The sequence below is a fragment of the Pristimantibacillus sp. Z349TD_6 genome, assembly GCF_056173205.1.
In genome coordinates this window covers 1563726-1587817 of record NZ_CM149662.1, presented here as the reverse complement: position 1 = coordinate 1587817, position 24092 = coordinate 1563726, and the positions used below count along the sequence as shown (strand labels likewise).

General features: G+C 45.1%; 17 protein-coding genes. All 17 read right to left on the bottom strand.

Going from position 1 to position 24092, the window contains the following annotated elements:
* Positions 1–97: 97 nt before the first annotated feature.
* The 17 genes from AC0VYE_RS06715 to AC0VYE_RS06635 all read right to left on the bottom strand — a co-directional run bounded on the left by AC0VYE_RS06715 (position 98) and on the right by AC0VYE_RS06635 (position 22905).
* Positions 98–1630, bottom strand: a complete 1533-nt coding sequence (locus tag AC0VYE_RS06715; protein ID WP_475446891.1) for a PH domain-containing protein — start codon at positions 1628–1630, stop codon at positions 98–100.
* Positions 1623–2102 carry a PH domain-containing protein gene (locus AC0VYE_RS06710; protein WP_076271745.1) on the bottom strand — a complete coding sequence of 160 codons (480 nt, stop codon included), beginning with the start codon at positions 2100–2102 and terminating at the stop codon, positions 1623–1625. The genes AC0VYE_RS06715 and AC0VYE_RS06710 overlap by 8 nt, the downstream gene beginning before the upstream one ends.
* A gap of 24 nt (positions 2103–2126) precedes the next feature.
* Positions 2127–3347 carry a M24 family metallopeptidase gene (locus tag AC0VYE_RS06705; RefSeq protein WP_475449463.1) on the bottom strand — a complete coding sequence of 407 codons (1221 nt, stop codon included), beginning with the start codon at positions 3345–3347 and terminating at the stop codon, positions 2127–2129.
* A 63-nt stretch (positions 3348–3410) separates the two neighbouring features.
* The gene (locus AC0VYE_RS06700) at positions 3411–3896 is read right to left on the bottom strand and encodes a hypothetical protein (RefSeq protein ID WP_475446889.1); all 486 of its coding nucleotides are present in this window, start codon (positions 3894–3896) and stop codon (positions 3411–3413) included.
* A 21-nt stretch (positions 3897–3917) separates the two neighbouring features.
* On the bottom strand, positions 3918–4343 hold the full coding sequence (locus tag AC0VYE_RS06695) for a hypothetical protein (protein ID WP_076271747.1): 426 nt from the start codon (positions 4341–4343) through the stop codon (positions 3918–3920).
* The gene (locus tag AC0VYE_RS06690) at positions 4340–4486 is read right to left on the bottom strand and encodes a hypothetical protein (RefSeq protein WP_179089949.1); all 147 of its coding nucleotides are present in this window, start codon (positions 4484–4486) and stop codon (positions 4340–4342) included. The genes AC0VYE_RS06695 and AC0VYE_RS06690 overlap by 4 nt, the downstream gene beginning before the upstream one ends.
* Positions 4487–4531: 45 nt before the next feature.
* The gene (locus tag AC0VYE_RS06685; protein WP_179089950.1) at positions 4532–4681 is read right to left on the bottom strand and encodes a hypothetical protein; all 150 of its coding nucleotides are present in this window, start codon (positions 4679–4681) and stop codon (positions 4532–4534) included.
* 35 nt (positions 4682–4716) lie between these two features.
* Positions 4717–5607 carry a hypothetical protein gene (locus tag AC0VYE_RS06680; protein ID WP_475446886.1) on the bottom strand — a complete coding sequence of 297 codons (891 nt, stop codon included), beginning with the start codon at positions 5605–5607 and terminating at the stop codon, positions 4717–4719.
* A gap of 13 nt (positions 5608–5620) precedes the next feature.
* Positions 5621–6556 carry a type II secretion system F family protein gene (locus AC0VYE_RS06675; RefSeq protein ID WP_475446885.1) on the bottom strand — a complete coding sequence of 312 codons (936 nt, stop codon included), beginning with the start codon at positions 6554–6556 and terminating at the stop codon, positions 5621–5623.
* Entirely contained in the window at positions 6549–7964 is a 1416-nt protein-coding gene (locus AC0VYE_RS06670) for an ATPase, T2SS/T4P/T4SS family (RefSeq protein ID WP_475446883.1), read from the bottom strand. The genes AC0VYE_RS06675 and AC0VYE_RS06670 overlap by 8 nt, the downstream gene beginning before the upstream one ends.
* Positions 7919–8767, bottom strand: a complete 849-nt coding sequence (locus AC0VYE_RS06665; protein ID WP_475446881.1) for a CpaE/TadZ family protein — start codon at positions 8765–8767, stop codon at positions 7919–7921. Before AC0VYE_RS06665 ends, AC0VYE_RS06670 begins: the two co-directional genes overlap by 46 nt.
* A gap of 2 nt (positions 8768–8769) precedes the next feature.
* The gene (locus AC0VYE_RS06660; protein ID WP_475446879.1) at positions 8770–9489 is read right to left on the bottom strand and encodes a CpaB family protein; all 720 of its coding nucleotides are present in this window, start codon (positions 9487–9489) and stop codon (positions 8770–8772) included.
* Positions 9490–9736: 247 nt separating this feature from the next.
* Positions 9737–10087, bottom strand: coding sequence for a type II toxin-antitoxin system PemK/MazF family toxin (locus AC0VYE_RS06655; protein WP_028609438.1), 351 nt, complete (start codon positions 10085–10087; stop codon positions 9737–9739).
* A 3-nt stretch (positions 10088–10090) separates the two neighbouring features.
* On the bottom strand, positions 10091–10372 hold the full coding sequence (locus tag AC0VYE_RS06650; RefSeq protein WP_028609437.1) for a CopG family ribbon-helix-helix protein: 282 nt from the start codon (positions 10370–10372) through the stop codon (positions 10091–10093).
* A gap of 227 nt (positions 10373–10599) precedes the next feature.
* Complete coding sequence (gene alr, locus AC0VYE_RS06645; protein WP_475446876.1) at positions 10600–11781, bottom strand: alanine racemase; 1182 nt, start codon at positions 11779–11781, stop codon at positions 10600–10602.
* Between the two features lie 148 nt (positions 11782–11929).
* Positions 11930–13135, bottom strand: a complete 1206-nt coding sequence (locus AC0VYE_RS06640; RefSeq protein ID WP_475446874.1) for an outer membrane lipoprotein-sorting protein — start codon at positions 13133–13135, stop codon at positions 11930–11932.
* Positions 13136–15600: 2465 nt separating this feature from the next.
* Positions 15601–22905: an endo-alpha-N-acetylgalactosaminidase family protein gene (locus tag AC0VYE_RS06635; RefSeq protein WP_475446872.1), complete on the bottom strand. Its 7305-nt coding sequence runs from the start codon at positions 22903–22905 to the stop codon at positions 15601–15603.
* Positions 22906–24092: the final 1187 nt, after the last annotated feature.

The following is a 24092-nucleotide window of genomic DNA, read 5'->3' as shown; positions in this document are numbered from 1 at the left end:
AGCACATTTCGTTCATTTCCTTTTAAATTTATTTTTTTAAAATAAAACAACTGCGGAAATAGTAGCTCTTCCGCAGCTGTTGAATGGAAACCATATTCTATTGTTTGTTATGACTGCGGCTGTACCAATTCCATACAGGCTGCAAGTCCGCACGATCGAGTGATTTCACACGATATTCGTAAGGGCTGCCTAGAACCCGAACCGCTATTGCAAACAGATTTTTTTTCTGCTGCCAAATGGAGCGGCTTACTCTCATCGTTACAATTTGCGGGCGCCTAACCATATAAGTAGATCGTGATAAAAAACGATTGCGAAGCGTTAACTGGCCTGCTCCCAAATGAACCCCCGCAGCGTTATAGCAGCTTTTTCTCCACAAAATAACTAGAGGCAACAGTATTAGCGACCATAACCCATCTGCTTTAAATAATACGATTAATGCGGTACATAAAAGCAAAGTAATCAATAACTCAATTCTAACGTAATAAATGAAGGCACGTTTTGGCGCACCGATCAGCTTAGCTCTCGAAGGAATGTTCATTTGAGGAACAAATTCATCGAGAACTTTTTGAATATCGGAAAACCTCAGAAAAGGATGCAGCATAAGCTGTTCCTTTTTGTCCGATGATACGATTTGAAGCTGGATTTCCGCATAACCAATTGCCTGCCGAAGCGGTCCTTCATTGACGATAACCGCCTGAACCTTTTTCGGATCAAAAACAAACGACTTTTTCTCAAGCAAACCATAAGAAACTGCAATTTGTCTGCCATCTCTTTTAATGGAGAAGCCGCTATACTTCAGCACGTACAAAACAATAGACAGAAGCCATGCCAGCACAATTCCAATAACGACAACAATTACGATGAGTATGTAGCTTGGCATTAAACTAGTTGAATCCTCGACAACCGTTTCAAAAAAGTGATCCGGGAGAAGCTGATTGATAATATCATCTGCAAAAGAAAACAAACCCGCCAAAAACGCCGCTACGAGACCAAAATTAGTCGATGTCGCAGCTGCTTGAAGAAGCTGCGCAGCCGATAACGTTATCTCCGTTTTTTTGGTGCTGGCCAAGGCAGTCGGAGCTTGCGGTGTAAGCGGCTTACTGTTTATTTTTACAACAACCTGCTCATCAGCCTGTTCATTGACCGCGATATGTTCAGCAGCCGGATCAATTGGTACAACGATCGACGATGCTTGTTTTCTAAGCATGTACTGGATGTCATTTGCTTCTTTTATAGAGAGCGCTGGCAATATACCATCTGCCTTCTTATTGCCGCCAGGCGTCTCGATCTTCACTTGAGCAACCCCGAGTATCCGCTGTATAAGCGGCTGCTCGACGTTAACGGAGTGGATACGTGTATAATAGATCGTTTTCTCATCCCTGAACAACAAGCCTTTTCGAATGATAATACGATCCTCTTCCAGCCAAAATCCAAAACGCTTCCATTCAAAAAAACTAAAGACTAATAATATGAGAGATAACACGGCTGCCCCGGTATACCAGTACCAATTCAAATTAGTCCAACTGGTCCCTTTCAATACGCCGATCAAAATAACAGGAATAAAACCTTTAATCGTATTCAGCAGTCCGAACAATATATAAATTGGATGAAGCGTACGGCGATCATTCATCCTGATCATCCACCTTAGCCAAAATTCCAATTTTACGTTTCAACTGCTCTGCTTCCGATTGCTTCAAACCACTGATTCGATGGGTTGTAGCAGCTGTAACTATCGATACGCTTGCCAGATCATACTTCCGCATCAGAGGACCGCTCTCAAGCTCAACATGCTGTACGCGTACCATCGGAACAAGTACATTGCTCAAAAAGATAAGACCTGATTGAATTTCAAGCTCATCGTCAAATAGCTCATATGAAAATCGCGTATACTTCATTTCTGGAATAACCCAAGTGAACATAATAAAAGAGATGGCAAAAATGGATAATGCGATCCATCCTGGTATTAGCGTCCAATCCCAAATCGTTGCACAACAAAAATAGGCGATGATTAAAGCGAGAAAAATACCATTCGTGATTAACTCGCTAATGCGGTAAACCGTAATATAATCACGATGAAGCCGATTCGTTAACTTTCGATTCATTTCTATAGTTTCCCCCTCTATTTGTTAAGGCAAAATAATGAGCTCCGCCTTGGAACGAGTCAGAGCTCTAGCGCCTTGCTCCGTAATTAAATAGCTATTCTCAATACCGACCACGCCTTCTCCCGGAAACGTGAATTTCGGTTCAACTGCGATAACCATGCCGGACTGCAGAGGCATTTGAAAACCTTTTGCCAGCACAGGCCACTCATCGATTTCAAGCCCAATGCCATGCCCTAGAAACTTCGCTTGATCCGCACCATAACCCATAAAATGATCCGTTAGCTTAGCCGCTGCACAGCTCTCAAGCGCAACCTCGTAAAGCCTTGCGCAAGGCGTGCCAGGAATCATAAGTTTCTCAGAATCAGCAATTATTGACTCCGACACCTTGTAGGCATGGTGAAGGGTTTCAGAAAGCTTCCCTATTACGGCTGTACGTGTCTGATCGATAACATATCCATCTACACAGCAGCCAATATCAATTAATATAGGTTCATTGCGTTTGATGATCGATCTGCTTACGCTTTGCGGCGATGCCCCGCCAAGACCAAGTCCGCCCGCAGGTCCGTCAAAATACGATGGAACCGCTGCTGCAGCTCCCGAAATAACCATACCGGTCGTTATCTCTTGGTTATAGCCGCGCATGCGCATCAAACCAATATGTCCGCGAATGCGAAGCTCATATTCAACTCGCGCCATCCATTCAAGCTCGCTGATTCCTTCCTTAAGGTCATTCAGCGCCTCGCTTAATGCTTGTGCCACTACTTCGGCAGCTGCCTCGATTCGGCTTACTTCCCATGGAGATTTAATCATTCGCAATCTCCGAATGTGAGCTGAGCCATCCATCAGCTCGCAACGCCCCGTTGTGCCAAGCAGCTCCGTCAGCTTGATGTAAAGCTGCGCTGGAAGCACATCTAGATCGGCGGCTATCCGCAGCTCCTCTCCTTTGTTAAACAAATACGCATAGTTCTTTGCCAACGTTTCTCCAAAAACACGAAAAGCACCGAGCTCCTCTACCTGAATGGTCGTCTCCAGCTTAGCGCGTTGAACGCTGCGACGTACATAAAAGGTAGGTTCCCCAATGCTTGGAATAAATAAATAACCCGTTTGCATAGATCCGCAAAAATAATATAGATCTACATTTTGAGTAATAAGAAAACCATTAATACTCTCTGCTTTCATAACGTCCTGCAATCGCTCTATTCGTTGTTTGATAAGCTCAGCAGGAACATCTGCTTTAATATCCATCACTTCGTTAATCAACTCCTATTTATTTCCCTCCTCTTATTACACCAATTTTCCAAATTTTCGTCAACCTGCTACCAGCTCTGCCGCCCCCTTAATATCCCATTCAATGGCATCCATCACTTGAAACGCTCGCGGATATACGATATGTACAATCAACACAACTCCTGGCCGATTAAGCGTTACCTCATAATCATAGGTTTCATTTCGATAAAGGTATGGAAAAGAATTTTCATCATTTACGATCTCAAATACGAGTACATCAACTCGCTCTTTCAGAAATGATTCCGACAGCGGCATGCCTTGTTCATCCAGCCTTAAATTTTCCCGCAAATATAAAGTCGCTGCCGCTGCCGCTTCACCCGGAGATAATCGAAGCACGCCATTGCCAAGCGCCGCTGGATCAAGCTGTTGTGCTGCTGCATGCGCAGCTCGATTAATCGCTCGTTTGCTTTGAAACAAGGTGCGCATCGCAAGCTCCTCTTCAACCTGAAGCAAATGAATCGATATCCAGACCGTCATCATCAACACGATAAGCAATAGCTTGTACATCGATTCATTCACCTCTTTCCATTATGGCAAATATTCACTCATTTTCATTCCAAAAGCCCGCATACGCTCGCTTGGCAGCGGAGGTGCCAGACCAATTAATCGATCTATTTCAAATAAATCCTCATACGGGTAGCTAAGTGTCAACGAAATGCCGGTCCCTCTTACAACAGGGGCGCTAGGGTTTGAAGCTGTGACACCGCTCGTTGTAGCTAGTTTATATTCGATCTGGTCAGCCTGCATGCCAAAGCGAGCCATACGCTGCTTAGACTGCTCTTGCATTTCCTCGCTAATGTAGCCGTAGGTACCGCTCGCCCCTATTTCCAGTAAATAATCGACCTCCTGCTGCAAAACAGCTTGTCTAACAATGAGAACATGCTTATATATGGGCGAAAACATAAGCCAGCATAAAAGCCCCGCAAACAAAACGAAAATCAATATTTGCTTCATGGACTCATTTCCCTAATATGGCTGCTTATCGAGCTGCCTGCCCCGTCGATTTGCTTCTTCATTCCCTTATCACCATCAGCAACTGCTTGATAGCAAATAATTACGGCAACAAGCAGCAGCATCGATACAAGTATTGAGCGCAATAATGGAACACCTCCGCTCTACTTTATAAATTTATGCAGCTGAGCTTAAGGAAGCAGAGCGCCAATTTTCGTATTGGCTGCTGTCCCTTGCGATTCGATCTGACTGCTAGTTCCAGTCTTGTCCTCAGCGATGATTGAATTAAACAAAACGATAACAACAACTAGCATCATGACTGTCATCAAAATATTACGCATGCTACCACCTCCTTTCCAAAATAAACGTTTAATGATTAGCCCAGCGATTCAAACAGCTTCTGTCCTTCTCTCACCCATGGATATATAAACACTTGAAAGGTATACAAGATGGGAATTCCCGCGATGACAAACAAAAAATAAGAGGTTGATTCCTTACGGCTTTCTTTAGCCAGCTCCAGCTTCTCTTTATAATCCTCTATACGTACACGCAGCAGTTCGTAATATTGCGGACTCTCATGGAGTCGAAGCGCATCAATCGTTTCTACAAAGCTCAAAGCCTCCTCCGTTCCGAGCCTTTGCTTAAACCGTTGAAGTGCCCCGCCCGCATCGTGATACCATTCAGCCAGAAGCCGTTCAAGATCAGAGCGCATCGCTCTCGTAAAGGGTACACATCTTAGAAGCTTCGCATGGACATGCAGTGAGGAATCGGATAAATAAAGAAGCTGCCTGCTAATAATGAATATTTCTTTCGTAATTTGCAGGGTGCGCACCTTCCGAATAGAACGCAGCCATATTAGGTCAACATACAAAACAAGCATCACAATGAGTAAGCCTGGACCCGCATACGACATCGGGATATACGCGTTTATACGCTCATACCATACAGCAGCCAAGATAATCATCCCGCTTACACCAATTAATAACGATCGCCTTGCAAAAACATACCAACCTGTATCGATGGTTACACCACAGCCTGCGAGCAGCAGCTCCCGCTCTATAAACGATTGGTGTTGCCTTGAAATAAGCAAAAGCCGCAGCCACTTATCGGGTGCTTGTCTCGTTCGCCACCCGAATACAGCGAGGTGCTTCCATCTCGATGGCCGCTCCGGCCACAGCTGCAAAAGTATATAAATCGCAGCCGCACCGCCTATGAACTGACTAATTAGCAGCGCTAACCGTATTGATGCTCCTGTCCATTCAGGCATTTACTGCCTCCTTTCACATCTTTTTGCGTGAAAGCCACAAACCCATTAGGAACGATGCAAAGATGAGCACCATTGCATTTAGCAGCATATCTCTTCCCATCGGGTCAACGATGTAGTAATAATAAGAGTTATCTTTGTTGTATCTGAGATTAATGCCTACAAATAAAGCTAGGAACAATATTGGCGTGAAGTTAGCTACACGTATCTCCAGCAATCGATTTCGTTCCTGCTCGCCCGCTCTTCTTGCCTTGCGCATATCGGTTAGAAGCTCTTTTAAGCTATCTGCTATAGGAGCTCCCTCAACAAGCGCCACCCGCAAAATATGAACAAAATAATCCGCCCACAAATGGCCAAGTGAAACGGAGAGCAGCCTCAGGCTTGCTTCATCATCGCCTCGAACCGATAAATTACGATACAGCTGTTCAAAAACAAGCTGCATCGGTCCAAGCAGCCTTCTCTCCTCCACCGTGCGCTGCAGCGCAACCCGGACATGCCGCTCACCTGTTACGAGATAACATTGATAAAACAGCTCCACCGCAGGTAAAAAATCCATCTGCGTCTGCATTCTGCGGTGCACCAGCAGTGCTCGTAATATGGTATAAGGGAAAAAACCTAGCAACGCGCCGAACAACAAGGTTCCTTTGACGCTTTGAAAAAATAGGCCCCCAGAAGCAATCCCCGCAAGCAGCAGTAATCCTGATACACAAGCAAAAGTAGCAGGCGTTATTTTCAATCGGAGCGTCTCGAGCAGTTCATTCAAATGATCATGCAGCCAGCTATAACGTCTGAACCCTTCAGTCAGCTTCTTGCGCCAGCCGTTATTTGCCCGGTAAGCCAGCTTGCTTCTAAGCTGCTGCTCAGCCGACCACAGCTTGAACAGGTGATACAACGCGATAAACATTAAGCAAAATAATAAGGATGCCGCTGCAGCTGTGGAAAGTTTATTCATCGTTGTGCCCCCCTGTGATTAGCCTGCTAGCCGACCTCACAGATGGCTCCATTGGAAATTGCCAATTATTTCGCGACTCATCAAATCTTGCCCAGTCTCGAACGATTGTCTGCCCATTCTCCCAGCATAGCTCCCCTATCCGACTAACGACTCGCCGTCCGCCCAAGTAACTCATTTCAATGCCGACTTCGGTTACATACTGTGTAATTCGTTTTGCGAGCCGTTCAGCGTTCATGCCTCTTCCGTCGAGCATACACATATCGGTTATCGCCTCTGGCACATCCTCCAGCCTATTCGCATGAACGGTCGTCATGCTTCCGGTATGCCCACGCGTGCATGCACGGACATAAATGTTCGCATCCATGTCGCGAATTTCGGCATGGATGATGCGCTGCGGCGACTGCCTGAGCGCGAGCTTAAAAGCTTGATCCGAGCGATGATAGGAATCCTCTTCATCGGTCATATATTCCACAACGTTTTTATTTGGAAAATCACGCCCCAGCATCATCTCAAACCGACTCTCAATCGTAATGATTCGTTCTTCATCAGGCAGCTCAGCAATTAAAGCTTTCATTAAATTGGTTTTTCCTGAGTTCGTTGGTCCAATAATGACCATATTGAATCGTGCAGCTAAGATGGCTTTAAGCAAGCTCTCTACTCGCGCATTAATCGTCTGGTATTCACGTTTGCTTAATGTCTCAAGACTGAAGCTTCTTACCGTGTAGAATCGAATCGTTAAGGTCGGGTTTGCCGTGAAGCCAAAACCTGTCATCGTAACACGCGATCCATCTCGCAGCATTACCTCTGCCCATCGTTTACGCGGATTGATGCGGTCATTATTGTAGAGCACTAAATTTTGCTGGATGCGCTCCACCTCTCGAATGTCGTTAAAGCGGTAGCCTGAAGCATATGTAACACCATTCTTTACCGTAAAAATCCTCTCGCCAACGACTTGTATTTCCTCCAAGCCCTCCTTGTCAGCAAGCACCAGCTCCAGAACATTCAATCCTATCACTTCCGCGAATAACGCCTCTGCCAGCGATTGAAACGAATGATTTATATTAGCTGCTCCATGTATTCGAAGCCTAATTAATCGATCCGTAATAACCGCAAGAATTTGCTCACGCTCCTGCGCATAGCCAAGCACAGCACGGTTCAATGTCTCACTGTATTGCCTGCGCTCTTCCTCGCCAAGCCCGTGTGGGGCGCTTAAATAAGTTCGAATATCATCGGCAAGCTTGCCCATCTCCTCTTGTGCGTCCGATGGCAAATAGGAACCAACTTCATCATGCTCACGTTTTTCTTTCTCCGATTGCATTTGAGCTGCGAATTGGGAAGGTGAAAATCGATTTGGACCCGCTGTCACGAACTCGTACCATTGCGATGTGCTAACAGTTTGCGATACCAAGGCTGTACTGCAACAGAAGTGCTCATACTGCGTATATTATGCCTCTTCATCATTGCTTTGGCGGGCTCCTGCATAACCTGCTTGCCCTCCGTATCAACCTTAAGCCACTGTGCATAAGTCCCACTATCCAACTGACTAAAAACTGGCTCGCTTAATTGAAGCTGTCCAAGTGCCTTTGTTCCCAGCTCTTTGCAAATATGCTTCATCTGATAACCTCCGTTTCTCCATGGACCGTTGATAATGACCGAATCGTATTGTTCAGGCGTGACTTCAAATAATGGCGATACTTGACCTATCCAGCGTCTTCCATCCTCTTGAAAATGCGATAATGCAGGAGTTGTAACGAGTATGCGCGAGCCCGCTCTACGGATAGAGCAAATAGTCGCTGCGTTGTCCCAATAGGCACCCACATCCATAATGACAAATGCAAAGGTTTGTTCCGCAATCGAAAGCAAATGCTCTGCTTCTTCTGGGGTGAAATATTCGGCCTGATCTCTCATGAGATTGCCGAACAGCACCTGCAAATTCGGCTGATCGGGCACTGAATATACAGCCCTGCGAAGCTTCTCCGGCGTCAACGTATAGGAACGAAGCTCTGGACGAAGCTTATCCAGCGTTACAAGCGGCTCGTCTACACCGATATACCGATGGATCTTCGCACTTTTGAGATTAAGGCATAAGTAGCCGATTGGCTTGCCGCATGCTTCCGCCATACGATATGCAGTTGCAAACGCCGCGGTTGTCGTTCCGATATTGGGAGTCGTGCCGATAAATACTGCAAGAGGCGCTGGCGTTCCATTCACAATTACTCAGCCTCCTCTCCAGCAACCAAATCAAGCGATGTCGGACTGTAAGCTACAACCAGCTTCAAAGAGCCTCCCTTGCATAAGCTGTCGAGCTTAAGCCATTGTTCCTCCGACAAATTTAAATTCAAATAATCAATCATTCCGTTAGCTTCCCGCCTTGACGCATACATTTGCTCTTTATTTCCCTCCGCCAGCGAAAATAAATTCGGGTTCTCCATATTATCTATTTCGACGTTGCCAGATGTCTTAACCGAGGCTACAGTAACTGCCTCAGAGAAAATCCTCGTCGAGGGAGACGCATCACCTGAAGCGTATAGAAGAACCTTGTCACCTGCTCTGATCCCATTCGAAATCGAGCGTATATACTCCTTCGGAATTTGAAATGTCGACTCGCTTCTTCTAGGCTGCAAATAATAATCATCGACCTTCCAGATCAAGAGCGGCTCCCCTTTGCCAAGGGGGATCATCGTTTCCTTCCCAGCAGCCTGCTCCAGCCTCAATACCATGTCGGAGACATAAGCAGACTGCGGAACCAATTTGTACTCTAAATCACTTTCCTTAAGACGCTCGCCAGCCCCAATAAATCGTTTGGGTACGAGAACAGCTACCGTCTCCTCCCCCTGGATTTGAATTCTTTGCAGCTCATACATGCCATACACGAGGCTTGCCGACAACACCGCAGCTGTTAAACTAATGATTGCATTTCGTCTCTTTTTCATCCCCATTCCTCTCTGAGCACAAAAAAAGAACGCAGCAGCAGCCAACTAAGGCGTACTACGTGCGTTCTTCGCATAATAAAGCTCATATATAGGTTTGCAATAAGTAATTGAGTTCATAATAGCAAATTGAACTTTCATTTGTCTATCATTATTTTTCCAAGTTCAACAACATTCAGTAAAAGTCGACAAAAAAAGCCATTCAGCAGAAGGGAAATCCCCTTCCTATGCCAAATAGCCCTCTCACTCATTAAAAATCAATTAATCCAACGCTGATTAACAAAGCATCATCAACTTTACGCATCGTTTCGTCATCCAAATGCGTAATCTTATCCGTTAATCTTTGCTTGTCGATCGTCCGAATTTGTTCAAGCAATACGACGGAATCACGATCAAATCCATGGGCGGCTGCATCCATTTCAACATGGGTAGGCAGCTTTGCCTTTTGAATTTGAGCTGTGATTGCAGCCACAATTACCGTTGGACTAAAACGGTTTCCAATATCATTTTGAATGACCAAGACGGGGCGAACACCACCCTGTTCCGATCCGACGACAGGCGATAAATCCGCAAAAAAGACATCTCCACGTTTTACAATCAACCTCTACACCCCGCTAACGAGACGGCCTAACGTATGATCTGCTTCTTCCTCCGCTTGAAAAGCTTCCGAGGCCATGTTCAGGTTTATTTTCGCCATTTCCATATACCCGCGCTGCATGGATTCTCGAATTTGACGTTTTTTGCGCTCCACCAAATACAGCTTCATGGCTTGCCGAATAAATTCGCTGCGGTTGGAGTTTTCCTTGGCTACAATCCCGTCAACCTCCTCCAGCAAGTGATCTGGCAGGCTAATCATGATTCTTTTGGTATTTTGTACATTGGCCACCGAACTCGCACCCCCAAAACTTTTCCATAACCTTAATACACATTATGACAATATATTGCCGTCGCTATACTTCAACATATCTATGATAGCCGTATATCAAATATGCTGTATGTTTTCATGTATAGCCATTATAGATGATCTGCCTTACTACATTCGAGATATTTGGCGAAAATCCTCTTCATTTACGAAAAATTGTAAGATGAAACAATTACCAATTCGAATGATGTCTAAGTTAGGGGGTTTTGCACAGCTATTATTTGGTTACCTCTGACATATACGCGAGGTACTCGTGTAGCAAGCATGCAGATTAATTCATAATTTAACGTTCCTAGCTGCTCAGCTACTTCCTCCACTGTAATAGCCTCATTGCCCTGGCGTCCAATGAGCACAACCTCTTCACCTGGCTCAATTGGCAACGCTCCCGCTTCAGCAGCATCAAGCGCTATCATACATTGATCCATACATATCGTACCTCGGATTGGCACTTTTACACCCCGTACAAGTCCGTGGGCTTTACCTGTTAGCATGCGACTAAAGCCGTCTGCGTATCCAATGGGAAGCGTACCGATGACTTCTTCGCCTTTTGAGAAATAACGAGTGCCGTAGCTGATTCCCCAGCCGGCGGGTACTTTTTTGACCATAACCACTTCTGTTTTCAGCGTCAAGACCGGCTTCAGCTCCACTCGCTGCTGATTAACTTCTTCAGAAGGATAAAGACCAAACATACTAATTCCTAATCGCAGCATACCGTCCGCAAATTGCGGAGTGTCGATGCCTGCGGCGCTGTTTGCCGCATGAATAATCGGTATAGGCAATCCATTCTGCTGGACATAATCTGCCACTTCTCGAAATCGCTCGTATTGCATGATCGTATAGCTCTTATCCGCTTCATCCGCACGCGCATAATGCGTAAACAATCCTTCAACTTCAACTTGAGGTATCTGCAGCGCCTTTTCAATAAAAGATATCGCAGCGTCTTTCCCGATTATGCCGAGCCGTCCCATTCCGGAATCGATCTTGATGTGAACTTTAAGCTTCCGTCCACTTATGTCAGGCGGCAACTTTGCAGCTGCATCCATGATGTCATCCCTGAACAGGCTTATTGTAATATCATTGCTTCTAGCGACAGACAAGGCATCCGCAGCCACGAATCCAAGTACAAGAATCGGGGTTCGGATGCCTGCCTTGCGCAATTGCAATGCTTCATCAAGAAAAGCGACTCCTAAATAGTCCACGCCAAAGCGCTCTGCTTCCCTTGCTACTTCTACCGCGCCATGTCCGTAAGCGTTAGCCTTAACGGAGGCCATTAGCTTGCAGTCCTGTGGCATGGCATTGCGAAAAGCTTGTAAATTATGTCGTAATGCATCAAGTGATAATTCAACCCTAGTCGGGCGATAAAACGAATCCAAGTCTTTCACCTTCTCCTCATCTTTCAGCCACAACAGTCCGAGCAGCAAACATCAATAGCAATAATGTTAAACCTTGCTGCTAAGACTGTCAATGAAACGAACCTCGGAATTGGCTAGTACGTCTTGGAAATTCGCTCTTTTCCCCGCTTTATTTCCCGATTTCTCCCTGTACCGACTGTGCGACCTTAAGCATTTCGGACTCAGGCAGATTTGCACTGGTAAGCCGGAACTGATGACCCTCGTAAGTCCAAGTGAGCGTCTGTTGTTCATCACCGCTGAGCTGACCCCACGTAAAGCCTAGATCGACCATCACTCCATCTACTAGGGAGGTTGCTTGATCCTTTGGCTCCGTCTGAATCAACGTGTAGCTATAATCGCCAGTGTAACGTAGCATCAAACCTGGATTACCGCCAAACTTGATATCAACTAATTCCGGCTCGCCCACACCATCTGGAATGTACGAAGGCTCCATTGCTGTGAAATTAGTCGCTTCAGGAGTAGTGCCCGTTGCAGCTCCATCGCCTTCATTTTCTGCAGCATTGCCGCTATTATTCGTTTGATTATTACCGTCTACTGCACTGTCAGTTCCTGGCTTATTCCCGTCTTTGTCCACTTTATTGCCTGGAGTTCCTGCTTCTACTTCAGTATTCGTATTTGTTCCCTTGTTGCTGGGTTGCTCCGGCGTAGTCATCGTTGGCTCTTCCGTCGCTTGATTAGTAGGAGCAGCATTCATGTTTGCTTCTGTCTCAAATACAGCTTTATCAAATTTTGGACCAAAATCAAATTTGTCAAATTTCACTTCGACCATTACCGTTGCATTCGTATCGCTGACCTCTACCTGAACCGGTTTGTAGTCTGTTTTATTGAGCCAAATTTTTTGACGAGACAATGAACCATTGTTGTAGTTAGCCATGACATCAAACACGTAAGCATCTTGATCGATTACAAATTGCCGAGAGTTATCAACTAGGATGCTTTGAATGAGTGTTTGATACAAATATACTTGCCCTTGATTTTGCGGCCAATCGCTTTGGAAGCGGAATACTTTATTCAGCTTCGGTGTGAGAACGAATACGCCGTCGTCATTGCGAAGCACGATTTGTGTAATGTCCTTCTCTTCATTTGTCAGCTTGATCCGATAAAATTGCGGCTTTTGATAGGAAACCTCCACCTTGTATTCGAGTGGCTGCTGTCCCGTTCGCAGCGTCATCGTCCCGCTTCCTTGATAGCTCTCCATACTGTTTACTACCTTGTCGAGCTCCTTAACCACGGACTCGGCGTCCTTCGTTCCGCAAGCCGCTAATGCTAATGAAAAAATTAATAATATTGCCGCGGTCCATGTCATGCGACGCATGTAATCATCCCCTCTGCACATTGTTTTTTACTGGCTGATAACATGTCTATGAGGGGACTTGACCAATTATGCGGACTAGTTTGACAAGCAGGGGCTTGGATCAAAATATATGGCTATCTAAGCTCATTTTGACGCGCTAGTTTAATGCTCCGCCGGTTGGCAGCAGCATTGTGGCATCGTGCATTGCGGCATCTAAGCGCATAAATACACCTAATCCTCCAACTACTTCTCAAATCTGCTCAAATAGATGCATTTCTGCACCTATATGCTTCATTCCCATCATATTTGTTGTGAAAAGGTGTACTTCTGCGCTTATTTATTTACACTCCTCGATCGGTTCACGCACACTCTAATCACACTGCTCACACTACCAACACTCTGCCTATACAATTCACATACGGTCCAATCGCACTCCTTACACACTTCACAAAAGCACGCTCCCACACATCCAGTAGCCAAGCCTACAAGTGCCAAGAATACAAAATTAACTAGTTTAGTGAGCACACCCGATTAGCAGCAGCATCGCGGTATCTAAGCGTCTAAGTGCATAATTACACTTATTCCACTAACTACTTCTCAAAACTGCTCAAATAGATGTACTTGTGCACCTATTCACGTCATTTCCTTCTCATTTATAAAAAACAAGTGCACTTCTGCGCTTATTTACACTCGTCGATCGGTTCGCGCACACTCTAATCACTCTACCAACACACTCTGCCTATACAATTCACATACAGTCCAATCGCACTCCCTGCACACTTCACAAAAGCACGCCCACACATGCAGTCGCCACACCCTACAAGCTCCAAGAATTCAAAACTAACTAGTTTAGTGAACACACTCCAATTAGCAACAGCATCGCGGTATTTAATCGTCTAAGTGCATAATTACACTTATTCCACCAACTACTTTTCAAAACTACTCAAATAGATGCACTTATGCACCTATTTTTTCATTTCCATTTCATTTATTAAAAACAAGTGCACTTCTGCTCTTATTTACACTCTACGATCGGTTCAAGCACACTCTAATCACACCACCAACACTCTACCTACACTATTCACATACAGTCCAATCGCAATTCTTACACACTTCACAAAAGCACGCTCTCTCACGTAACCAGCCGTTATTCCCAACAAATTTCAAGAATGTAAAACTGGCTAGTTTAGTCAGCATACACCTCTTAGCAGCAGCATCGCGACATCTAAGAGCATAAATACACCTATTCCTCCAACTACTTTTCAAAAATGCACAAATAGATGCACTTGTGCACCTATTCTCGTCATTTCCCGCACATTTATTAAAAACAAGTGCACTTCTGCGCTTATTTCCACTCTACGTTCGGTTCACTCACACACTAATCACACTGCCTTCACAATACATATACAGTCTACTGGCACTCCTTACATACTTCACAAATGCACGCCCCACAGATCCAGTCGCCACTCCTTACTGATGCCAAAAATATAAAACTAGCTAGTTAAGTGGCTACACCCCCGATTAGCAGCAGCATCGAGGCATCTAAGCGCATAAGTCTACTTAGTTAACCAACTACTTTTCAAAACTGCTCAAATACATGCACATGTGCACCTATTTACGTGAAATCCATCTCATTTATTAAAAACAAGTGTACTTCTGCGCTTATTTTCACTCCAAGTTCGGTTCAAGCACGCTCTAATCACTCTACCTTCACTATCCATATATACAGTCCATTTGCATTTCTTTACACATTTCACAAATGCACACCCACACATCCAATCGCCACTCCTTACAGATACCAAGAATATAAATTAGTTAGTTTAGTGAGCACACTCCGATTAGCAGCAGCATTTAAGCGCATAAATACACTTATTCCACCAGCTACTTTTCAAAACTGCTCAAATAGATGCACTTGTGCACCTATTTTCGTCATTTACATCTCATTTATTAAAAACAAGTGCACTACTGCACTTATTCACACTCCACAATCGGTTCACTCACATTCCCAGCACACCACCTTCACAAAAAGGGGTTTCAGGGGTTCTAGCAGTTCCGAAGGTTCGGGGGTTCGGGGGTTCGGGGGTTCGGGGGTTCGGGGGTTCGGGGGTTCGGGGGTTCGGGGGTTCGGGGGTTCGGGGGTTCGGGGGTTCGGGGGTTCGGGGGTTCGAGGTTTCGAGGTTTCGGGGTTTCGGGGTGTTCTGAGGGCTTTGAGGGCTTTAAGGGGCTACTACAGGGGCTACAGAATCCATGGATTCCTGAGTTCCGTCTCCCGCTTATCGGCTGTCAGAATGTCATCCAATGGGTCGAGCGGCGTTTGATTGCCCGCTACTTGCTTAAGCAAGCAGCCATGGATCAGAATAGAAAAATAGCGATACAGGAATAACTCCCTATATCGCTATTTTTAAAAATTCAAAGCGTACCGACTATTTCTAGGACAGCTCATTCAAAATGTAGAGAAAGCCACTAGTCCTCTAACAACTTTAAATCTATTTCAAATAGTCGAACAATCTGCTCAGTACAATCGCCGCTTCCGCTCTAGTCAGCTCTTTGTTGGCTTTGAGCGTTTGATCCGGCATGCCTTTCAACAAGCCTGCTTGGATACAAATAGCCAGCGCATTTCTGGACCAAGCGGCTGCTTGATCTTCGTCTTTAAAGCTTGCTAAAATGGCAGCTTCGGATGTCGCAAGAGTAGGCAGCTTGCCTTTCATTTGCAGCACTCGCGTGATAATGACAGCCATCTCCTCACGGGTAAGGGAACGGTCGGGCTCGAATCGATTGCCTCCTGTTCCTTGCAGCAATCCCGATTCCGATGCAGCAGATATCACATTGTTGTACCACTTGTCCCCACGCACATCTTCAAACGATTGAGAAGTGCTTGCTTCGAGATTGAATCCCCGAGTGAACATAGCCGCGATTTCAGCGCGAGTAATGGACGCATTAGGGTTAAACTTGTTCTCTGATACGCCAGTTAGTATGCCTGTGGCTGCAAGAGCTTCAATCTCTTTTCTTGCCCAATGGCTGGCTGTATCTTGGAAAGTGACTTTAGTTCCCGCTCCCGGATCTGTACCTGTGCCTGGATCAGTGCCTGTTCCAGGATTCGTCCCTGTACCTGGATCTGTCCCTGGATTTGTACCCGGTCCGCTGTTGTCCGCCTGCACTTGTACCGTAGCGATCGCTTTTAGCGTGGTACCTGCAACCGTGCCTTCTACTTCAAAAGTGCCCGTTTGCGCATAATCGGAAGCTTTGATCTCATTCCAGACGACCGAAAGATCTTTAACCGATTTGTCACTGTAAACAGCCCTCACAGTCTGAGGCAGCACCGGCGCCTTACCAACCGTAGTGGTCACTGACACTGCCTGCAAGCTTACAATAGCGATGACATGAGTCTCCAGCTCGCTCACAGCCTTATCCAAAGCTATCCTCGCCGATTCAATCATTTCTATTGTCGCTTCAGCATTGCTGCTTACTTCGATAGCGCTTTGCAGAGTCGCGGCAACAGTCGCCCATGTCACAGGAGTATACTCTGCTTCTTTAAGCCCTTGTGCATCTTTAATTGCTTGCAGCAGCAGCTCCTTCGCATAGTCAACGCCCGTACTTTTGATATAGAATTCGTCCAATATGAAAGCATAATCAGAAGTCGCATTACCTGCGCCTTTGGCTATCATTTTGAACACGACCTGATAATCGTCTTGGGCCCCAGTGGTGAAGGTTTGGCTATAGCGGATGTAGCCATCCTCTGCCTTAATCCCCGAATTAGGCTTGTTTTGCAGCGTTTCCTTCAACACGGCAGCGCCGGTCGAACGAGACAACACGCTGACCTCGTAGGTAACCCCATTTTCCATCGTATAAGCAAAGCCAAGCTCATACGTCTTATTCGCTTTTAATTTAATGTCAGACTCATTTGATTTGATCAGTCTTCCAACGTCAGTTTCGTTCAGCTTTAATGAATTCTGACCATTCAATACCCAAGTCATGACAGGACCGATTTTTTGGTCAGCTGCCTGAACAATCGGATTGTTGTCATGCGGGTTGCTCTGATCCGATGCGATATGAATCATTCGACTGCCGCCTCCATACTCGAAAGGCCCCCAGCCCTCATACACATTCTCAAAATCTTCCTTCACGACGTAACCAGCTTGTTCAGCACCGCTTCCCGACGTCAGATGCTTCCAAATTCGGGCATCATCGAATAGCACAGTGCCAGCTCCAGCATCTGCGATTAACTTGATTGTTGCCGTTGTCGTGCCATCTGGCACCTTAAATTTCACATTCATTCTCTGCCAAGTTGTGTCCACATATTTAAATGAGCTTTGATGTGAACCGTCCAAGCCTGTTACATAATTGCTGTACGTTTTGCCGTTCATGGTTATCTGTAAAGAGGATTTTCTTCCTTTAACGGTTTGAGTCCATACACCAACCGTATACTCTCCTCCCGGAATCAATCCAGTAATTTGCTGAGACAACTCACCGGCACGGCTTCCAATTTCCGCATAGCGGTTCCAGTTGGACCTTACCATCTCTTTTGTCGTGTCGTATCCAACATCACCTTGAACGACCTTAATGGAAGCATTGGCCGTATCATTAACTGTCCATGATCCTTCAACATTAAATTTCTCCGAATTGAAAGCAAAATCCTTAATCAGACTGCCTTCTCCCCATTCACCTGCAGAAGGAATCAGGTTTAAAGCGTCTGCTGTCGCAGGGTATAGAACATAAGGCGTATTTTTGCTTGCCTTCGCAATCGTTAGCGATCCATCCACCGCAGCAATCGTATCTACAAGCACCTTGCCTTGCTGTGTTAATTCATACATGTTAAACGATGCAACGTCTTTAAAATCATTTGTCAGCTGCCAAGTCGTCGTATTACCGGTCGTATTCCAGTGGTACAATTTAGCTCCTTCGTTTATTCCTAGAGGCTGGTTGGTCTTCACATCCCACAGCCACGGGATCAAGGAGTCTGCTTCGCTCGTATGACGCTCGGCTGTATCTGTCGTTGTTCCGGTATCTTTCCAAGAAGAGATGACTTTCCCGTCTTTGGAAAGTTCAATCTTGTTGCTTGCTTTATTTCGTTTGGATACAACATTTTGTTCAAAAGTCACTTGATCCGTCTCATATTTCATGACGCCATAATGCTGCATAAATTTTGTCGGAAGCACTTCATTGAAAAACACGGTTACACCCTGTTGAATATCTGGCTTCGAATCACCCCAAGTCGCTACGACCGGGATTTTCTGGCCTTTAAACAGCGCGTTGCCGACGAAAATATCGAGGTCATTTTTAACCAATCGGTAAAGAATGCTTTTGTTCCCTTGGTTCGGATAACCCAAATCCGTTCCCCAATGGACAAATACCGATCCGGGCTCAATCGGCCCCGCAAATTCTGTTCCTACTTTCAACCCCAAGCCATTCGCATACTGCAGCAATTTATAAGCGTTGTAATCATTGCCTGTGTATACATCGATATAATAAAAATCCAAAGCTGGGTCATTCGGGTTTGCTGGATCTTTGGTGAGATTGTACAAGTTTGTAAATCGTGACTTCAGATCACCGCTCAAAACATCCTTTGTCTGATCTACATAGTAGCTCGTATCGATCCAATCCCAACCTTTTGATAGCCGATCCTGTTTATATCCGTTTGGCGTAGCGCCTGTCAGATTGGAATAGTTCAGCTCGTTTGCATCAAGATGGTATTCTGTGGCGTTTAAATGAACGCCGACGCGAAGGTTATATTTGGCCCCTTCGTCAATCAAGTAGTTAAAATCGGCTAATCCGCCCTGTCTCACCCCAATGTTGGAATAAGAAGGAATATCATCGTCATGCCCTTCCGCCTGATAACCTTTTTCCAAAATCATTTGTCCAAAGCCGTCGGAATAATTGTACAGCACTTTACCGGTGTCCAAAGCGTTCAGGAACGGATCATTTGCCTGACTGGCGAAGTTGAACGCAATGTACATCATATTGTTTTTCATGTCTTCGGCGCCGAACGGCTGCACGTATATTTCTTTACGATAAGCCACAGCCGCATCCTGCCAGTCTACCTTTCCATCAGAATTGCGATCCTCTGTAAGAACAACGTTATACCACGGCAGCGCTTCCTTTTCATTGCTCTGGGTATGACGATAAGTCCACGATCCTGGTTTTACCGTAAGCTTGTTTACAAGGGACTTTTTCTCGGCGTTAACGAGTATCTTATTGCCGCCGCTCATCACGTTATTTTCCATAGACGCGCCCAGTCCTTCTGCGCTCACCATCGTCATCGTTGCGCCGAATGAACCGGTTTGATTCATTTTGGACATGTCGTCAACCAGCTCTTCCGTAATCCCGTGCCACTTGCCGTCAGACTTGTTCCAAGCATACGTCGCGCCTTTCATTGAGCTATCTACATAGAAGAGTGAACTGTTCAATTCGAGAGATCTGACAACAAAATCACTTTTTTCTTGAATTTCGCTCACTTCGAATCGAACAACATTATTTTCTTTTGCTTCTATGAAAGCCTTAATCACCACGCCAATTTCGTCAAAAGCCATCGTATAGGCATATTTGCTTTCGCCTACCTTTTGCGAAACCGTCTGAGCTGTATACTCCGTATTGTTAATTTGTAATGTATTGGTTTGCTCGTCTGCTGCTTTCATCGTCTTGTTGCCGACCTGATAAGAAAAAATACTCGGAAAACCCTTATTCAGCGTAACAGTCATATCGTTTTTGGTGATCGAATCAAGCTCCGCCGCAAGCTGAAGCCTTGGCATGGACTCCTGTTCAACCACTTTGAGATTGGCAATCGTCATTTCTTTGGCGCTATACCACGATCGCACTCCAAATTTCCCAGCCCCTGAGGTCACCGTATTATCCGTAACCGCGCCCATATCCGTTCTGTTGCCATCAGCATCAGTAATAGCGAAAGTAACTGTGTTGCCGATCAGATTCAATTCGATTTTATACACAGTTTCAGCCGCCATGGAATATGCAGTAGGGAAGTTGGAATCGTTGCCGTTTGCGGAAAGCTTCCAAGTTCCATTGATGTCATGAACGATAGATACGTAGCGGTTATCGTCATATCCTCTCAAAATAAATCCATAGCGCCCTCCATCCGCCCCAGCGCCTACACTCGTCTTGAAATCAAAGGTTACTTTCTGATCGACAACGTCTGGACTGTTATTATCGGTAACGAGCGATACGCCCGGCAGCCTTAATTTAACGCTGCCTTCACCGCTTTCCAGCACGGCCGGACTGCTTGAATCCATCGCGCTCCAGTTAGGCGTGGAGAAGTCAGGCTCATAAATTCTGATTTCTTCTGCGGTCATCGCATCCAGCTCAACTTGCATCACATCATTTCCGGGATTATAAATTCCAAACGCTCCCGGGGTGAAGTTTTTCGTTTGAACAGTGCCCGCCAAAATGCCATTCACATAAAGATTCAACTCATTTTCGATCAACCGCACCCGCAAAATAAAATCTTTGCCAGGTACAATTTCAACGCTGTCTCCAATAGCTATTTTCTCTCCACCGCTAGGTTGATACATCCATTTTCCTTGACCTTCGTAATAAATGGCTGCATTACCGGTTTTAACTCCTGCGGACGAAGCATTTGTCCTCATCTTGACCTGGTATACGCCGTTTTTCACGGGTACGATATCTTCATTTATCGCAACTGATCCCGAAGCGATGCTTCCCTTCAAATAACCATCGACGACTTGACTGCCGCCGAGTCCTGTCCAGTTCATGCTTGAAGCTGTCTCATAATATTGTTCATAATACATCTTGCTTGCTACAGGGGAAGTATCCATTTGGATAAATTCCTCCGTGAACAAAATGTTGTCCACATACAAGTCACCTTGCCCGTATACTCCGAACGAACCTTCACCGAATTGCTGCCCGGAAGGTAGATTCGCAGTCAACTTAGCTCCATTTATACTTAGTGTGACCGAAGAGTCGCTATATTGTAATCCGACCTTATTCCAACTCATAAGTAATGGGCTCGATGAAACAGCGTCACTTGCTACAAAAGGAATAGTGCTGCCATCCTTCTCCAAAATCCAGCGGTCGTTCGCAAATTTCACCAAAGAGCTGCTGCCTATAGCAAAACCAATTGCATCCGTCGTAGGTTTCACATCCAGCATATAGGTTGCGCTCTGTAGGAGTGGAGCATCGTTATTCAATACGGTGCCCGTGATGCCGGACAACTTCAAGAAGCGATTGCTGCCTTCTTTGACGATGGATGAAGAGCCGCTGCTCCACCCTCCCGTAATGCCATCCTGGAAGTTGTTGCTGTATTGCACCAATTCCTTTGGGGTAATGATTTGATTCGTATACTGCAGGTTGTCGATATACAGCTCTACTGTACTTCTAATTCGAAGTCCAAAAAAGCCAGCCGCATCGGTAAAATCAGCAAATGTAATATCGCCAACTAGCTTTTTGTTCATATAGACCGTAATTGTTTTTCCATTAAAATTGAACAATAGATTGTTCCATTTCCCCTGAATCGGATAAGGAATATTTAAATTGCTGCCCCAACCAGAGCTGGATTCAGGCAACCAGCGATTTGGATCGACTCCGATTTCGCTAAAGATGCTTGCCGTCTCATTCATTCTGAAGCCAAATGCAAAACCTTGGCCGCTAGAAAGCTTAACAGGATTGACCAGCTTAAAATCCAATGAAAGCGTACCCGATTGTAGCTGCGGAGAATCCAAATCGGCTCCTCGCTCTTTAGCGCCTTTTTTTAGCGATAATACCTTATTGCCTGTAATGTCGGTTACCACTTGAGCGTTAAGTCCGGACCAACGAGGTGTGTATGCCGGGTCTTCGTAATTTTGTACATAGTTGATGATATCTGACGGTTTTTCGATTTGGCCGACGCCTTGAATGTTAATATCCTTCATAATGACTTGTCCTGTCGCAAAACGTTTATACAAGGCCACCTGACCTATTCCAGCCTTGAGATTTAATAAATTTGTTTCCTTGTTGTAATATGTAACGCCATCAACGATAACCAATAGCTTGTTTCCGTTATAACCAATCTTGATCCGGTAATCGGTATCCATTTTCAACTCAGGTCCTTCAAAAGATTCCCACGCGCCAGAACCATCAGGGCTTTGAATGACCCAAGTTGTACCCGCATCATAACGAATAGACAAGCCTTGTGTAGAATTATAGGCTCCGATTACAAACCCGATATTGCCTTGCGTCCCGCTGGTGTAACGCAGCGTTGCATCGATTGTGCCGGCGGACAACCATGGTCCTTTATCCCAAGCAGCAATAGCGATATTTTTTTCTAACGAATTCATTTCTACCGTCAGCCCATTGTTAACCGATGTAGTCCCGTTTCCTTTCATAAAAGTCATCAATTCGGGCTGCATGGACTGATAGTTGTTGCTGTAGGAAACGATGCTTTGTCCATCTGGTACATTGCTCGTAATCTCATTCAGAAATACTGTAAAATCGTTCTCCCTCACTGTAACTTCTGCGGAAGCCTTGAGGGAAGTGTCTTGAACGCTGCCTTCTACTTTAAAAGCTCCAGCCTCTGCATATTGCGAGGGATCAATTTCGTCCCAGCTTACCTGAACTTGTCCAACGGATTCATCACTAAATACAGCTTGTACCTCCAGCGGAAGAATCGGCGGGTTCCCTATTGTTGTGTTCATCTCGATAGAGGGAATGCTCGCGATCGTTTTTACCTCAACGACTTCCTCTGCATAGGATACCGCACTTGGCCATACAGCCAATTGACTCAAAATAGCAAAACAAATCATCCAAACATACAATTTGAAAACCGTGCTTTTTTTCCTCATAATCATCTTTCACCCATCCTCCATGGTAATCTGATCCTAATTGGATTTTATTAGCATAGAACAGATGAAAGCGCTTAAGAATGATCATTTTTGTTAGAAGTCTGATCTTTTTTGAAAAAAGTCTGCTTGGGGTGGGATGGGATGGGGCGGGTGCTATGGTGTTGCCCGCTTCAGTTGCATCTAGGTGAATAGTTAAACCGTAATGGCTTAGTTTAGGTGTACAGCTAACCGTAATAGCTTGATCTAGGTGCACAGCTAACCGTTATAGCTTCATTTAGGTACATAGTTAACCTCAATAGCTTCATTTAGGTACATAGTTAACCTCAATTGCTTGATCTAAGTGCATTTCTGCACCTATTCCACCAGCTACCTCTCAAATCCGCTCAACTAGATGCACTTTTGCACCTGTTTGCATCATTTCTATCAAATTTAATATAAACAAGTGCACTTCTGCGCTTATTTACACTTCGCACCCGGTTCGCACACTACAATTACACAACATACGCAAACCATTTACACACTCAAAGCACACTACATACACTACTCCCATAATGTTCAATCACACTCTTCGCACACTTTACAAACGCATACTCTCACTCCAAATACACTTCACATATTCACACTGCTGCGCGTCCAGTTACTACTATTTAAAAAAGCCAAGAAGAATACAAAGAAGGCTAGCTAAATCAGCGTAGTAGTCAGCATCAGGAAGGTCATCTAAGTGCATACATGCACTTATTCCGACAATTACTTTTCCAATCCACTCAAAAAGACGCACTTTTACACCTATTCCGCCAGCTCACTTTCAAATCTGCTCAACTAGATGCTCTTCTACACCTATTTGAGTCATTTCCACCAAATTTGATAAAAACAAGTGCACTTCTGCGCTTATGTTCACTCCAGGTCCAGTCACGCACACTACAATCACACAACATGCACAAACCACTTACACACTCAAAGCACACTACCTATACAATTAACATACTGATAGTTTAATAGCACTCCTTGTACACTTAACATACATCCAATCGGGCACCTTGCACGCTCTACAAAAGCATAATCCCACTCCCAACACACTTCACATATTCACACTGATGCTCGTCCAGTTACTACTATTTACAAAAGCCAAGAAGAATACAAAGAAGGCTAGCTAAATCAGCGTACTAGTCAGCATCAGGAAGGTCATCTAAGTG

What these genes read in the sequence shown, in the direction of transcription:
- AC0VYE_RS06715 (WP_475446891.1), bottom strand. Translation starts at nt 1,630, where the DNA reads ATGAATGATCGCCGTACGCTTCATCCAATTTATATATTGTTCGGACTG.
- AC0VYE_RS06710 (WP_076271745.1), bottom strand. Translation starts at nt 2,102, where the DNA reads ATGAATCGAAAGTTAACGAATCGGCTTCATCGTGATTATATTACGGTT.
- AC0VYE_RS06705 (WP_475449463.1), bottom strand. Translation starts at nt 3,347, where the DNA reads ATGGATATTAAAGCAGATGTTCCTGCTGAGCTTATCAAACAACGAATA.
- AC0VYE_RS06700 (WP_475446889.1), bottom strand. Translation starts at nt 3,896, where the DNA reads ATGTACAAGCTATTGCTTATCGTGTTGATGATGACGGTCTGGATATCG.
- AC0VYE_RS06695 (WP_076271747.1), bottom strand. Translation starts at nt 4,343, where the DNA reads ATGAAGCAAATATTGATTTTCGTTTTGTTTGCGGGGCTTTTATGCTGG.
- AC0VYE_RS06685 (WP_179089950.1), bottom strand. Translation starts at nt 4,681, where the DNA reads ATGCGTAATATTTTGATGACAGTCATGATGCTAGTTGTTGTTATCGTT.
- AC0VYE_RS06680 (WP_475446886.1), bottom strand. Translation starts at nt 5,607, where the DNA reads ATGCCTGAATGGACAGGAGCATCAATACGGTTAGCGCTGCTAATTAGT.
- AC0VYE_RS06675 (WP_475446885.1), bottom strand. Translation starts at nt 6,556, where the DNA reads ATGAATAAACTTTCCACAGCTGCAGCGGCATCCTTATTATTTTGCTTA.
- AC0VYE_RS06660 (WP_475446879.1), bottom strand. Translation starts at nt 9,489, where the DNA reads ATGAAAAAGAGACGAAATGCAATCATTAGTTTAACAGCTGCGGTGTTG.
- AC0VYE_RS06640 (WP_475446874.1), bottom strand. Translation starts at nt 13,135, where the DNA reads ATGCGTCGCATGACATGGACCGCGGCAATATTATTAATTTTTTCATTA.
- AC0VYE_RS06635 (WP_475446872.1), bottom strand. Translation starts at nt 22,905, where the DNA reads ATGATTATGAGGAAAAAAAGCACGGTTTTCAAATTGTATGTTTGGATG.